This is a genomic window from Flagellimonas olearia (assembly GCF_004150225.1).
Classification (GTDB): Bacteria; Bacteroidota; Bacteroidia; order Flavobacteriales; family Flavobacteriaceae; genus Flagellimonas; species Flagellimonas olearia.
The window spans coordinates 260,912-275,689 of sequence record NZ_ML142908.1 but is presented as its reverse complement, the minus strand read 5'-3'; the positions used below and the strand labels follow the sequence as shown (position 1 = coordinate 275,689).

Here is a 14,778-nt window from a genome sequence, read left to right as displayed (position 1 = left end):
TATGAAAGAAGAGAGCTTTTTTGATAAAGTCTATCAAGTGGCCCAACAGATTCCGTATGGCAGGGTCACTTCGTATGGGGCTATTGCCAAGTATTTGGGAGCGGCTCGAAGTGCCCGCATGGTAGGCTGGGCCATGAACAATTCCTCCGCAAAGGATGTGCCTGCGCACAGGGTGGTAAACCGGGTGGGAGTGTTAACGGGGAAACACCATTTTGGTGGGACCAATCTCATGCAGCAGCTTTTGGAAAACGAAGGCATCCAGGTCAAGGACAACCAGATTGTGGATTTCCAAAAATACTTCTGGGATCCCATGAAAGAATTGGGCTAAAAACTTGCATAAGCAGTACCAATCACACCATCTTCATTTTCAATGGGCAAACTTCCAATAATCCATGCCTAAGGCGTATCTTTGTAATTTAGAATCAATACAAACGACTGCAGAAAAAATAAGATTGATGAAGCTGAAAAAAGCAGATATCCTAAAAGCGTTGGAAAAAATATCCGCACCGGGTGAAGGTCAGAATATTGTGGAAAGCGGTGGGGTGACCAATGTCCAAGTGTTTGGTGATGAGGTGGAAGTGGACGTGACCATAAAAAATCCAAGTCTTCAGGCCAAAAAGAAGACTGAAGTGGAGATTTTAAAGATCATCCATAGCGAAGTCTATGAAAAGGCCAAAATCAAAGTCAACCTAAAGGTTGATGCCCCTGCCAAGCCCAAGGTGAACCAGATAAAGGGCAACCCTATTCCTGGCATCCAGAATATTATCGCCGTGGCCTCCGGAAAAGGCGGTGTGGGAAAATCCACGGTAACGGCAAACTTAGCGGTTACCTTGGCCAAAATGGGCTTTAAGGTTGGGCTTTTGGATACGGACATCTACGGACCGTCCATGCCCATTATGTTCGATGTGGCCACAGAAAAACCTCTCTCCATCAATGTAAACGGCAAGGCCAAAATGAAACCCATTGAAAATTATGGGGTCAAATTATTGTCCATTGGTTTTTTCACAGAACCTAACCAAGCCGTGATTTGGAGAGGACCCATGGCCGCAAAGGCATTGAACCAGATGATTTTTGATGCCCATTGGGGCGAGTTGGACTTTTTGTTGTTGGATTTGCCTCCCGGGACTGGGGATATTCATTTGAGTATCATGCAATCCATGCCTGTAACAGGGGCCGTAGTGGTGAGTACCCCACAGGAAATCGCATTGGCCGATGCCCGAAAAGGGGTGGCCATGTTCCAGCAGGAAGCCATCAACGTACCTGTTCTGGGAATCGTGGAAAATATGGCCTATTTCACTCCAGCAGAGCTGCCTAACAACAAATACCATATCTTTGGGGAAAACGGGGCCAAAAATTTGGCCGAGGATTTAGGGGTTCCCTTTTTGGGAGAAATTCCGTTGGTCCAGAGTATTCGGGAAGCAGGGGATGTAGGGAGACCGGCTGCATTGCAAACGGCAACCCCAACAGAAGAGGCTTTTGAAGAACTTACAAAAAGTGTGGTGCAGGAGTTGGTTAAGAGAAACACGGACCTTCCTCCCACCGAGGCAATAAAAATTACAACAATGGCTGGTTGTGCCGCCGTTAAAAAGAAATGAGCATGACATCAGAAGAGATTAAAACCAATGTAGAAAAGGCGTTGGATGAAATCCGACCTTTCCTTCAGAGTGATGGCGGGGACATTACATTGATTTCAATAGATAACGACAGTTCCGTAAAGGTACGTTTGGAAGGAAACTGCATTGGATGCAGTGTCAACCAAATGACCCTCAAGAGCGGTGTGGAGATGACCATCAAAAAATATGTTCCACAAATAGAGGAGGTCATCAACATAAGTTAGATGACAAAAATCATGAATCCTTTCCAAAGCAAGTGGTAAGTTGCATCCCTCAAAATTTTTGTTGAATGATTAAGACCGATATACTGATTATTGGAGCAGGACCTACGGGTCTTTTTGCTGTTTTTGAAGCGGGCCTATTGCAACTCAAATGCCATTTGATCGATGCCTTGCCACAACCCGGAGGACAATGTGCCGAGATATACCCAAAGAAGCCCATTTATGACATTCCTGGTTATCCCGAAGTATTGGCTGGGGAATTAGTGGACAATCTCATGGAACAGATCAAACCCTTTCAACCCGGATTTACCTTGGGAGAACGGGCAGAAACCATAGAAAAGCAAGAAGATGGCTCTTTTGTGGTCACTACCAATAAAGGAACCCAACACCAAGCTCCTGTGGTTGCCATTGCCGGTGGACTGGGTAGTTTTGAGCCTAGAAAACCGTTGTTGGAGAACTTGTCCAAATATGAGGACAACGGGGTGGCCTACATGATCAAAGAACCCGAAATGTATCGGAACAAAAAGGTGTTGATTGCCGGCGGAGGAGATTCCGCATTGGACTGGTCCATCTTTTTGGCCGAGGTGGCCGATGAGGTCACTTTGGTACACCGCCGAAACGAATTTAGAGGGGCTTTGGATTCTGTGGAAAAAGTGCAGCATCTCAAAAACCAAGGGAAAATCAACCTGATCACCCCTGGCGAGGTAGTGGCCTTGCATGGTACGGACCAACTGGATAAAGTAACGGTCAAGAATACGGATACGGACCAAGATATGGATGTTGAGGTAGACCATTTTATCCCGCTCTTTGGACTTTCACCAAAATTGGGACCCATTGCCAACTGGGGACTCGAAATTGAGAAAAATGCCATTAAGGTGGACAACACATTGGATTATCAGACCAATATTCCAGGGATTTATGCCATTGGAGATGTCAATACCTATCCAGGGAAATTAAAACTGATTCTATGTGGGTTCCATGAGGCCACATTGATGTGCCAAAGTGCCTATCAACGTATCCACCCTGATAAAAAATATGTGATGAAATATACAACGGTCGGAGGGGTCACCGGTTTTGACGGAAGTAAGAAGGAAGCCCCCAAAGCCGTGGTCAAAGCAATAGATTAGCTTTCAGGAATTAGGAGCTAGGATCTAGGTATGGCGGTTCAAAGATTTGAAGATTTAATTGTTTGGCAAAAAGCCCAAGAACTTGGTGTGATGATTTATACCGAGTTTCAAAATTGCAATGATTTTGGATTTAGGGACCAAATAAGAAGAGCTGCTGTATCCATTTCCAATAATATTGCTGAAGGGTTCGAAAGAAGTTCAAATTCAGATTTTTCCAAATTTTTGTTTTATTCCCTTGGTTCCAATAGTGAAGTTAGATCAATGCTCTATCTTGCCATAAAATTGAAATTAATTGAGAAGAAAAAGGCAGATTTGCTAATTGATGCGACCAATGAAGTTTCAAAACTATTATACGGATTGATAAAATCCATGAAAACCAATTCCTAACCCCTAATCACTTTTTCCTTTACGAATGAGCGATATTAAGATTACAATTACTGACAGAGAAGGTGTGGCACACGAAGTGGATGCACCAACAGACATGAACATGAACCTTATGGAAGTGGTCCGTTCCTATGAATTGGCCCCTGAGGGCACCATCGGGATTTGCGGTGGAATGGCCATGTGTGCCTCCTGCCAGTGCTATGTGCAGTCGGACCATCAGCTTCCAGAAAAGTCGGATGATGAGGACGCTATGTTGGCCGAGGCCTTTTTTGTGAAGGATAATAGTCGTTTGGGCTGTCAAATCCATATTACCGAAGATTTGGACGGTCTTAAAGTGGAGCTTGCCCCTGCGGAAGATTAGTTCTGTAGCAGACCCGATTCTGAAAAGCAACAAAACCCTATCTTTAGTCTTTCTTGTACCACAACATGAGAAAGGCGCTACTTTTCCATTTTTTTCTTTTGATGTCGGTTTTGGGTTTTGCCCAACAATCGTATCCGGACTTGAGGGCCATTGTTACCGATAGTGCGCAAATCTTTACACCGGAACAGCTTAGCTCATTAACGACCAAACTCAACCGTTTTGAATCGGAGACCACCAACCAATTGGTGATTCTTACCATCACCGAATTGGGTGATGAAACTATTGAGGAATATGCCAATGGCACCTTCAACCAAAACCGATTGGGACAAGAGGAAAAAGACAATGGCATTTTGATACTTTTCTCCCAAAATGACCGGGAAGTACGCATTGAGGTGGGATATGGTTTGGAACCCCATATCACGGATGCCGTGGCATCTCGGATCATCAGAAACACCATGATCCCCAAATTCAAGGAGGAAGACTATTTTGGAGGGCTGGATTTGGCCACGGATCAGATTATTGAATTTCTCCTTGACCCCGAAGCCCTCGACGAGTTTAACGCAGCAATAGAGGCCGAGAATGAAATGCCATGGTGGGCTATGGTGATCATCACTGTATTCCTTTCGGTTTTTATAGCGGGAGGGGGATTTGTCTTTTACAAGGCATATACCGGATTTTTGGAAATGTTCAGGGGCATGTTTATTGGGAAGTTGGGACTGTTCCCCGGTATTTTCATGATGGTTTTTTCACTGATGCAGATTGCTTTCGGATTGGTATTTATTCTAATGCCCTTATTTTTTCTATCCATGTTTTATGGATTGGATTTTGATCTGGAACAATGGTCGGGAGACCTTTCATGGCTCTATTACGCAATAGGCGGATTTATATTGTTCACCATTCTTCTAGCCATTTTGAAAATCAAGTTAAAGGGAGAAGAAGACTTCAAGTTATCTTGGGTGAAATCGGATAGCAGTTACATGAGCAAGACCTTTTCCTCATCGGGTACCCACTCCTTTGGTTCGAGCTCGGGAGGCAGTTCCAGCAGTTTTTCAGGTGGTGGGGGAAGCTCTGGAGGAGGCGGTGCCAGCGGCAGTTGGTAAATCAATGGGAATTCCTGTATTTTCACAACATAAACAAACTACCTCAAAATGAGAGCATTCCTTCTATCTGCTTTTTTAGTACTGGCTTCCTGCACGCCCAAGCCATCATCAGAAATTGAAAAATGGGAAGCACAGGCCAATGATATCACTATTATCCGAGATGACTTTGGGGTGCCCCATATTTATGGAAAAACGGATGCGGATGCTGTTTTTGGATTGCTATATGCCCAATGTGAGGACGATTTTAACCGTGTGGAGCAGAATTACATCTGGGCCACAGGTCGTTTGGCGGAAGTTGAAGGGGAAGAAGCATTGTACAGCGACCTAAGGGCCAAGTTGTTCATGACCGAGGAAGAGGCCAAGGCAAAATATGGGGAAAGCCCGGAATGGTTAAAAGAATTGTGCAATGCCTTTGCGGATGGCATCAACTATTATCTATATACCCATCCTGAAGTAAAACCGAGATTGTTGACCCGTTTTGAGCCATGGATGCCCATGTATTTCAGTGAGGGGTCCATTGGGGGAGATATTGAACGTATTTCCATCCCAAAGATCAAGGCATTTTATGAAAGCGGGATGGAAATCCCCGAAATGGAATTGATCAAACAGCAACAAAAAGAGGAGATGGCAGAACCCCAAGGATCTAACGGGATTGCCATTTCTGGGGAACTGACGCAATCGGGTAACGCGATGCTTTTGATCAACCCACATACCTCATTCTATTTTAGGGGAGAGGTGCATGTGGTGAGCGAAGAGGGGTTGAATGCCTACGGTGCCGTTACTTGGGGTCAATTTTTTGTATACCAGGGCTTCAATGAAAAAACAGGATGGATGCACACATCAACCTATACCGATGTGATGGATGAATTCAAGGAAACTGTGGTCAAAAATAACAACAAGTTGTTCTATGCCTACGGAGATGAATTGCGCCCCGTGGATTCTTTGGAGGTGACCTTAAAATACAAGGAGGGCGATAGCATGAAAGAGAAAATCTTTCCGATGTACCGCACCCATCACGGACCCATAACCCATATGGTGGATGGCCAATGGACGGCAAGCGCCATGATGTGGGAACCGGTCAAAGCCTTGGAGCAATCCTATATCCGAACCAAACAGGAGGGGTATGATGGGTTTCGGGAGATGATGGACATCCGTACCAACTCATCCAACAATACGGTCTATGCGGATGCCGAGGGGAATATTGCCTATTTCCATGGGAACTTTGTTCCCAAACGGGATACGATTTTTGACTTTACGCAACCCGTGGATGGGAGCAATCCAAAAACCGATTGGCAAGGTTTGCACACGGTTGATGAAAATATTCTGGTGTTGAACCCAGAAAATGGCTGGATCCAGAATTGCAACTCAACTCCCTATACTTCGGCGTTGGAATTCAGCCCCAAGCGGGAAGATTACCCCAAGTACATGTCCCGGGACCAAGAAAATTTTAGGGGAATCCATGCCATTGAACTCTTGACAGGAAGAAGTGGTTATACGTTGGACAGTCTTATCCATTTGGCCCATGACCCCTATTTGCCAGCCTTTAAGGCATTGATTCCAGGATTGGTACAAGCGTATGATACCTATCCATCACTCGAATTAAAAGATGCCATTGACGAATTGCGCAATTGGGATTTTGCCACTTCCAAAGAATCTGTGGCCATGACCTTGGCCCATTATTATGGGATGGCATGCTATAGCAAAGCGGAGCGGCCAGAAGGTATGTATTCTATGCAATGGGTCGAATATTGGGGAAGTGATTGGCCAGATGAGAAAAAACTGGAAGTTTTTAAAGAGGTGGTAGAAACACTCGAAAATGATTTTGGTACTTGGAACATGCCGTGGGGCGAGGTGAACCGATATCAAAGGTTAAATGGGGATATCCGACAACCTTTTGACGATGCCAAACCCAGTATTCCCATTGGTTTTGCCAGTGGCACTTGGGGAGCTTTGGCGGCCTATGGGGCACGATACGACAACAACACCAAAAAAATCTATGGCACTCGGGGCAACAGTTTTGTGGCTGCGGTGGAATTTGGGGACAAGGTAAAGGCAAAGACCATGTTGGCCGGAGGGCAGAGTGGAGACCCAGATTCACCCCATTTCAATGATCAAGCGCAACGATACGCCGATATGGAATTCAAAGATGCCGCTTACTATAAGGAAGATGTGTTAAAAAGGGCCAAACGGACTTACAGGCCGGGGGAATGATCATTCGTCTTCCTTGACGATGATTAAACTGGCCCGAGAACCGGTTGAAAGGTTCCAGCGGTTATTGTGGATTACCTCGCCATTCTCATCGGCCACCACCACTTGGGCCGTATTGGGGCCCGAAGATCCTTGGTTGAGGGCTTCAAATTCAATGCGGTTGAATCCTTTTACCAAATCAATATTGATGCCTTTAAAAGAACCGGTGAGCAAAAGATTGTATTCCACTACATCACCATTGAGGTAGATTTTGATACGGTCTCCATCCACATATTCGTGATCTCGGCAAACAATGCCCACAAATTTTGATGTGGTCTTGAAATCTCCCAAATATTGGTCCCCAAAATGCTCATTGGAGCTCTTTTTTTCCTTTTCCCCTACTTTGGGATCAATGACCATATCATGACCCGCTTGTAAAAGTTCTCTGTCCGGCAGCATTTTAACTCCTGGCTTGTCATTTTTGTCCGAAAGGTTTTCATCAAGAACGGAAGGCATGCGTAGGAGTGTCCCTTGATTGCTGGACTTAATGTCCAAATCATTCCGTTCACCAATTTTTAGGGGACGGGTAGTGGGAAGATCGGATTGCGCTTTCAAAACACTGATTCCCAATAAAAAACCCAGAAGAACAAAAACCAGCTTTTTCATAACAACTTGGTCGATTGATACTTGTAAATGTAGCAAATACCTTGCCATGAAGATGATAAAGCGGCGTTAAATCGTTAAGCTGCAAGCAATTCTTTTCGTTTTGCTTTTAGTCCGAACAGTGGATGTAGCCAAGGAATCCTGAGAATGATCATATCATAGATCAGCCAACTGATACCAAAAGTACCCACTACCAAAATGCTGGCTTTTGGGAGAAACCCCCAATCCAAATCCATTAAATAGTAAGCAATGGTAATGGTCACCGTTTGGTGTAAGATATAAAAGGGATACACTGCTTGGTTGGCATAGGCCAATGTCTTGCTAGGTCGATTCAAGTATTTTGCAGCATAGGCAAACAGGACCAGTATCCAACTCCAAAGATTGGTCACCTTTAAAAAGGCTTCGATAAAATGTCTAATGTACCCATCCTCAAATTGCCAGCAAATGATGAGCCCCGAAAAGCATATTAGCCCAATGATGAGGGCTTGTTTTTTTAGCTTTTCCACACTTTTCCAAAAAGTATCGCCCAGTGCAACCAAGATAAAGCCGTAAAAGAAAAGCGTGCTGTAGTTGATCACAGCAAACCAATCGTGGATAAGATTATGGGTAATGTCAAAAAAAGGTTCCACCAAAGCTTCCCATAGATATAGCGGCAAAATAAACCAATATAAACCCAAAGGTTTTGCCACAAGGTGTTTTATCCATCGTACAAATGTGCCCGGACTTTTTCGAATCCGTTGGAAAAATGGGGACAACACCCACGAAAAGGCGAGTAAGTAAGGTAAGAACCATAGGTGGTGCCATGAGAAATTTCCTTTTGGATATACCCCATTGCGGGCCACCGTGGTAAAAAACTCCCAGTACGAACCCGTGAATTGGGCATTGGTCAAGCGCTCAAAATACACCTGTGGTGGAACAATGAAGAACATGCCAAAAATGAGAGGAATGCCCAATCGTTTGAGGCGTTCCCTATTAAACTGCAAAAGAGTGCGTTTTCCAAAAGCGTAATAGGTGCCCATACCCGAAATGACAAAAAGAATGGGCAAACGCCATTGGTTCAAAAAAAGCATGGGCCATTTCAGCCAGTCATAGATGACATTGTTTTTTACGTGCCAGCCCCATGGTACAAAGAACATGCCCACATGGTAAAAAATAAGGAGCCCAAATACAATGACCCGTAACCAATCCAAATCGTAACGTCTGATGTTTGCCTGCATGATTGATGCGTTTTGTCCAAAGATGCAATAGACTACCGGAACGTGGCAGTTTTAGGGATTGCAAAACGTCCAGAATTACAATTTGGGAGAAATTACAGGTATTTTTGCCCCTTTTTCTGCTTCATATAGTTCGAAGGAGAACTGCCAACATGTTTTTTAAAGGCATTGTAAAAGGCAGATTTGGACCTGAAACCAACACTGTGCCCAATGGCCTCTACGGTTAAATGGAGAAATTCGTCATCCAACAGACGGGTTTTGGCCAGTTGGATTCTTTTTTGGTTGATAAAGTCATTGAAATTCATGCCGGTCTTGGAGTTGATCAGCTTGGAAATGGTATTGGCGTTGGTGTTGAGTTCCCCCGCCAAGTTTTTTAGGGATGCATCCTGGTTGCAATAATAGGCCTGATCGTCCAAAAACCGATCCACTTCTTCAAATTGAAGTGAATTGGATGAAAGGGTATCATATTTATCCGCAATCCATGATTTTTCGAAGAAACGGGATTCCGAAAGAATCAAAAAAGAAGTGATAAAGATGGTAATGGTACCAAAAATAGCAAGATAATGGTCGCCGCTGTCATCGTCGTAGTTGAGGAAGGTCAAGAAAATGAATACCAATAAGAACAGTAAGAATGAAACCAGGCTTCTGGAAAAAGTGTATTTGTCCACTTTGCTGTTCTTTGAAGAAAACTCCTTTGTTCGCCAGGAGCGAAGCACCAATCGGACCGAGAGAAAGAGGTAGAATGCGAAACTGAAGAGCAATATCCACCGAAATTCATCTTTGATGATATGGTACGAATAACTCACATCACCTGGGACTTCCACAAAACCCAGATCACGATGGTAGGCCCCAATGTAGGCATTGAGTTTTACCTCCATCGGACTTATGGAATAGGGTATTTGGGACACTGTATACGCTAAGGGAAGGATAAAATGGAACCAGTTCTTTTTTAAGGTAAAGGGTTGGCGCCTCAGCAAAGAATGCAAGAAAAAATAAAGCGTGGGCGCAATGAGCAATACCAGAGGTTCGGTGGAATCGTTCAGGAACAGTACATGTTTCATGAGCCCGGTATAGCAGAGGTATATATCGGCAAATACCAAGCATTGGACGAGCATGGCCCAACCAAAAAGTTGAATTGCAGACCTTTTTTTGGTTCTTAAAAAGATGACCAAGCTTAAAAATAGTCCTTGCACAATTCCGAGCAGTATGATGTGCGAAGCCAGATCAAACTGAATGGGAATTTGTTCCAATACGGTGTTCGCTTGATTCATATTGATTTAATGATCCATATAATCGACCAACCTTTCCGGTCCTTCCAATAGTACCCTTACAATTTGCAATGTACCATCTGCCTTGGTGTCTATATGCCATTTGATGAGGGAAATTTTCCCATTCTCAAGTTCAATTCCGGTAATGCTTCTGGGGTGCACACAGCTTCCGTCATTAAAAAATGGAATTTGACCCGGTTCTGGAAATCGTGGTCGATGTGTATGCCCCGCAATGGTGATTTGTAGATGATTGCGCAGAATCCATCGTTTTATGCGTTTTTCGATGCGGATGAGTTCCTTGTAATTTTTAGCAGGACTTGTGGGGTCTGCAATACCTACCACCTGGAGTGGTTTCCAAAGGATACGCACCAAAAATCGTCCAATGCGCCAACACACATAGTTCCACCAATCCGCTTGATGGCCATGTACACAGAACAGTTTTTGACCTGTTCCGGTATGTTTTAGGATAAGGGCTTCATGAAAGGTGATGCCTTGAAAAAGGGCTTTGTCCGATCCGTCAATCGGCTCAAAATAGTGGGAAAGGTGTTTGTCCACATATTTTTTGTCGCTATAGACCATGTCATGGTTTCCCCAGAGCATATGCAATCGTTTTTCCAGATGGAAGCGGCGAAGCAATTGGTACACATTTTTGTGAGCCTCAAAAATGGAATCGAACCCCATGTTTTCCCAAAGCTCGTCACCATCCCCAAGTTCGCAATAATGGAACCCCTGACGATAATAATGACTAAGGGCATGGAAGTATATGTTCCTGTTATTGGCAAAATCATCGGCAAAACTATTGTCCCCCCTATGGCAATCGCTGAAAAAAATGAATTTGGAGTCGTCATCAAAAGGGATGACCTTGGCATTTGCATAGGCCCGATCTAATCTGGCATTGGAGGACATGGGATAATTTTTACTAAATATCCTTAAAAATGGCGATTAATCCATAAAAATCTCCTTTATGGAAAGAACAGTGTCGGTTTTTGTAACTTTACCTGTTCAATCTCGACCAATATGGGTATGGTGCCACATTACAATGCCGAAAGTCCAATGGTGCAGTTGGTTAGTTTCAACAAACTATTGGAACATTATGACAAACAGCTCAATAGCAAGGACAAATATCTTGCTGAACGGGCGAGGTATGTCTTGGATGCACAGGCTCCTTACCCGGAACTCAGGGATGGATTCAAGGATTTGGACCTACTGGAAAAGCACAAGGAGGTCATAGGCATTATTTTGGCCGATACGTTTTCGCCGGTACTTACCCAAAATGAGATAAAGACTGCTTCCACTCCTTTTGAGAACCTGACTTTTAACTCTTCCGAACGGTTTAAGAGGATATTGAAGGATGCAGGGGAAGATTTTGAGCTGGAAATCCGCAATATCCCCGATGAGCTGAGCTACATTATGAAATGTACGGTGATCCTCAGCTTTTATTACGGGTTTAAACTGGATTTTAAACGGCCCTTTTTCTATGATATTCCCGATGCGAACGGGGTAATGCACCATTATCGTATCCTATATAATGCGGATTTCATGGAAATCATCCCAACGGAACATTCCAAGGAACTTACACAAGATGATGTGGATGAACTTTTGGAGAACTTTGAGAATATGGAACTTTGGAAAGAAAAGATTCCGCCCAATAGTTTCATTGCCAAAGGTTTTGTGATTTCCAATATGTTCGACGTTACGGCAGAGCACTCCATTTCAGAAATCAAATCTACCCTCATAGGAAGGCACAAGCATGTGCAAAAGGATTTCATGGAGAGTTTTCAGGATACGTTTAGGTCGCTGTTCAGGCTCAAGGAGATCAAGGTTGGATTTGCGGGTTATGATTCCAATGCCAACCATTTCTTCAAAATATATGGGAAAGGCATGGAGAGTTTTATCCTTCATGGAAAGGACTCCGAGCCCTGTGATTCTATGCTGTGTGATTATTCCCATGGAAAGCTTTTTAGGGAAAGTAAATATTTCGCCATCTCCAATGTAGAAAAATCATTGGTGAGATCTCATGAAAGCCAACCGTACAAAAGTTTGCACGAGCAGGGGATAAAGAGTGCCATATTGGCGCCCATATCCAATGATGGGGAGTTATTGGGGGTTTTGGAGCTGGTTTCCAATACAGTGAATGAGCTCAATAGTGTCAATGCCAATAAGTTGGACGATGTAATGCCGTTTATCATCTCGGCGGTACTGCGATCTATTGAGGAAGAGGAAAACCTGATTGATGCTATTATCCAACATGAGTGTACTACGGTGCATCCATCTGTATATTGGAAGTTTCAGGAGGAAGCCAAGCGGTTTATGGCCGATGAACTTGCGGGACATCAACCCTTGTTCAAGGAAATTGTGTTCAAGGACGTGTATCCATTGTACGGCCAGATTGATATCAAGGATTCCTCGAAAGAACGCAATCTGTCCATTCAGCGCGATTTAATGATCCAACTTTCCGAAATCAATGAGGTTCTCGGAAGAGCGACCCAAAAATATCAACTGCCCATATACGAAGAGTTGATGTATAGGGTGGATACCTACCTCAGTGAAGTCAGAGAAGCGTTGTATACCCACACGGAGCAGGCCGTATTTGACTTTGTGAAAGAGGAGGTCGATCCCATTTTCAAACACTTGAAAAAGGAGGACAAAGAACTCAAAGGCCTTATCCAGAAATACGAATCCAAGATAGACGAAACCACCGAATCGTATTATGACCACCGGCGCAATTATGATGATAGCGTTATGGAGGCCAACATGCAATTGGCGGCTTTGTTGGATAAAAAACAATTGGAAGCCCAAGAGATGTTCCCTCACTATTTTGAACGGTACAAAACCGATGGGGTTGAGCATAACATGTACATAGGTAGCTCTATTGCACGCGATAGAAAATTCAACAAGCTGTATTTGAGCAATTTGAGGTTGTGGCAGCTTCAGGTGATGTGCGATATGGAGAATAAATACTATGCCATGAAACCGCATTTGCCCGTAAAGTTGGATGTGGCTTCGTTGATTTTGGTGTACAGCACCTCCTTGGCCATCCGTTTTAGGATGGACGAAAAACGTTTTGATGTGGATGGCACCTATAATGCCAGATATGAAGTGATCAAAAAACGTATTGATAAATCCTATATCAAGGGCACCAATGAGAGGTTGACCCAAAAAGGAAAACTGGCCATCGTATATTCCCAACGTAAGGACGAAAGGGAATACATGCGTTACATACACTTTTTAAAGGCAAAAGGATACTTTACCAACAACATAGAAATTGTGGAGTTGGAAGGACTTCAGGGGGTAACCGGCCTTAAGGCCATCCGCGCAGAGATTCTGTACAAAAAGGACAAGAAATCGGAGCAGACCTATACGTATGATGATTTGATGGAAGAGCTGAAATCTTGATTAAAACGTAAGCCTTTCAGGACCAAAGAAGCGAAAAGCAATTCCAAAAGCCAGTACCGAGATGATCATACCCAACATAAAAATGTTGTAGGTAATCCTTAGAATTTTATACTTCTTGTTCAACACTAGTCCCAAGTAATATAGGTCCTTGGTCAGTGAGGAATATACGTACTCCTTGTCCTTGACCAGTTCTTGAAGGGCCCATTCATATTCCTCCAGTTTCATTTTATGGAAATTGCCAAAGAACAAAAGGTTCACCCTTTTTTGCTCCACGTCTTCCTTGGTGAATTTTCCAGTAGTGACATTGGGTCTTGTGGCCAAAACCGATAAAATCATGGAAGCCACACTGAACAGGATCAAGATGAACGTTGGATAAATGAGATAGGTATTGGAGGGATTGTCCAGTTTGGTGAGCAAATTGGCCAAGACCAAGGAAATGATAATGGCATTTACCGACAATAGAATGTTGGCCTTGGTATCGGCAATATCACTCAGTTTCAAGTGGTTTTTTAGGGTAACACGATATAAGGTCTGCACGCTCCTGTCCGGGCTCTCTTGTTTGTATTGGGCCTTTAAGGCTTCTTTCTTGGCAATGTCCTTTTCGGTTTTTTTCTCCTTTACCAGCTGTTTTAGGTTGCGTTCCTTGCCCTCTTGCCAATTTTCTTTGGCATAGTCGGTATAAAAGCGATGCTCATTTCGGAACATTCTAATGTTTTCATCCCGCCATTCTTTTGGGGAATAATCGGCCACATCCAGTTCTTTCAATTCTTCCCGTAAAAAATCGGTGGTTTCCCAGTAGCTTTTTTTGGCAAAGTGTGAAGAATCCGCATCACGGATGATCTGTTCGGAAAGTGTTTGGGGTTCATGGTGCCTTTTGGTGGCCATAATCAAGCGGCATACCTCTTCAATATCAGCGGCTTTATATCCATTTTCCTTTAGGAAATCGGAAGCGGTCTTGCAACTGGCTTCCTCATGGTTCAGTCTTCCGTTTACATAGCCGGTATCATGCAGCCAAGCCGTCAACAGTAGCTTTTCTTGCTCCGCTTCCGTTAAGTCATAGAAATTGAGCAATTCTTTAGTACTTTTAACTACACGTTGCGTATGTCGTAAGTTGTGGTATAAGAATCTGGGATCAAGATCATTTTTCAAAAGTTTCGAAGCGAAAAGTTCAGCTTTTTCAACAATTTCCGACATAACTACATATTTGAACATCCAAAGTACAAAATTTTGGAGTCAACCTCATG

The 14,778-nt window shown here is 43.7% G+C and carries 14 protein-coding genes; 9 read left to right on the top strand and 5 right to left on the bottom strand.

Annotation, left to right across the window (positions count from 1 at the left end):
- Window position 1 precedes the first annotated feature (1 nt).
- The 8 genes from DN53_RS06450 (at window position 2) to DN53_RS06415 (ending at window position 7,017) form a co-directional block, all read left to right on the top strand.
- Window positions 2-328: an MGMT family protein gene (locus DN53_RS06450; protein WP_129653576.1), complete on the top strand. Its 327-nt coding sequence runs from the start codon at window positions 2-4 to the stop codon at window positions 326-328.
- 127 nt (window positions 329-455) lie between these two features.
- Window positions 456-1,595, top strand: a complete 1,140-nt coding sequence (locus tag DN53_RS06445; RefSeq protein ID WP_129653575.1) for an Mrp/NBP35 family ATP-binding protein — start codon at window positions 456-458, stop codon at window positions 1,593-1,595.
- 2 nt (window positions 1,596-1,597) lie between these two features.
- A complete protein-coding gene (locus tag DN53_RS06440; protein WP_129653574.1) occupies window positions 1,598-1,837 on the top strand; it encodes a NifU family protein in 240 nt (79 codons plus the stop codon).
- Between the two features lie 65 nt (window positions 1,838-1,902).
- The gene (locus DN53_RS06435) at window positions 1,903-2,961 is read left to right on the top strand and encodes an NAD(P)/FAD-dependent oxidoreductase (RefSeq protein ID WP_129653573.1); all 1,059 of its coding nucleotides are present in this window, start codon (window positions 1,903-1,905) and stop codon (window positions 2,959-2,961) included.
- A gap of 30 nt (window positions 2,962-2,991) precedes the next feature.
- On the top strand, window positions 2,992-3,348 hold the full coding sequence (locus tag DN53_RS06430; protein WP_129653572.1) for a four helix bundle protein: 357 nt from the start codon (window positions 2,992-2,994) through the stop codon (window positions 3,346-3,348).
- A gap of 25 nt (window positions 3,349-3,373) precedes the next feature.
- Entirely contained in the window at window positions 3,374-3,706 is a 333-nt protein-coding gene (locus tag DN53_RS06425; RefSeq protein WP_129653571.1) for a 2Fe-2S iron-sulfur cluster-binding protein, read from the top strand.
- Window positions 3,707-3,771: 65 nt separating this feature from the next.
- Window positions 3,772-4,806, top strand: a complete 1,035-nt coding sequence (locus DN53_RS06420; protein WP_129653570.1) for a TPM domain-containing protein — start codon at window positions 3,772-3,774, stop codon at window positions 4,804-4,806.
- A gap of 48 nt (window positions 4,807-4,854) precedes the next feature.
- Window positions 4,855-7,017 carry an acylase gene (locus tag DN53_RS06415; RefSeq protein ID WP_129653569.1) on the top strand — a complete coding sequence of 721 codons (2,163 nt, stop codon included), beginning with the start codon at window positions 4,855-4,857 and terminating at the stop codon, window positions 7,015-7,017.
- Here DN53_RS06415 and DN53_RS06410 read toward each other — a convergent pair whose 3' ends face one another.
- From DN53_RS06410 to DN53_RS06395, 4 genes are all read right to left on the bottom strand, one after another.
- Window positions 7,018-7,659: a hypothetical protein gene (locus DN53_RS06410; RefSeq protein ID WP_129653568.1), complete on the bottom strand. Its 642-nt coding sequence runs from the start codon at window positions 7,657-7,659 to the stop codon at window positions 7,018-7,020.
- A 74-nt stretch (window positions 7,660-7,733) separates the two neighbouring features.
- On the bottom strand, window positions 7,734-8,873 hold the full coding sequence (locus DN53_RS06405) for an acyltransferase family protein (RefSeq protein ID WP_207211096.1): 1,140 nt from the start codon (window positions 8,871-8,873) through the stop codon (window positions 7,734-7,736).
- A gap of 92 nt (window positions 8,874-8,965) precedes the next feature.
- Window positions 8,966-10,141: a helix-turn-helix domain-containing protein gene (locus DN53_RS06400; protein ID WP_129653567.1), complete on the bottom strand. Its 1,176-nt coding sequence runs from the start codon at window positions 10,139-10,141 to the stop codon at window positions 8,966-8,968.
- Window positions 10,142-10,147: 6 nt separating this feature from the next.
- Complete coding sequence (locus tag DN53_RS06395) at window positions 10,148-11,044, bottom strand: metallophosphoesterase (RefSeq protein ID WP_129653566.1); 897 nt, start codon at window positions 11,042-11,044, stop codon at window positions 10,148-10,150.
- A 117-nt stretch (window positions 11,045-11,161) separates the two neighbouring features.
- On the opposite strand from DN53_RS06395, the gene DN53_RS06390 reads away from it, so the two are divergent.
- Window positions 11,162-13,534 carry a GAF domain-containing protein gene (locus DN53_RS06390; protein ID WP_129654040.1) on the top strand — a complete coding sequence of 791 codons (2,373 nt, stop codon included), beginning with the start codon at window positions 11,162-11,164 and terminating at the stop codon, window positions 13,532-13,534.
- On the opposite strand, the gene DN53_RS06385 is transcribed toward DN53_RS06390, so the two are convergent.
- Window positions 13,535-14,728 (bottom strand): Pycsar system effector family protein, encoded by a 1,194-nt coding sequence (locus DN53_RS06385; RefSeq protein WP_129653565.1) that lies wholly within the window; start codon window positions 14,726-14,728, stop codon window positions 13,535-13,537.
- Window positions 14,729-14,778 lie beyond the last annotated feature (50 nt).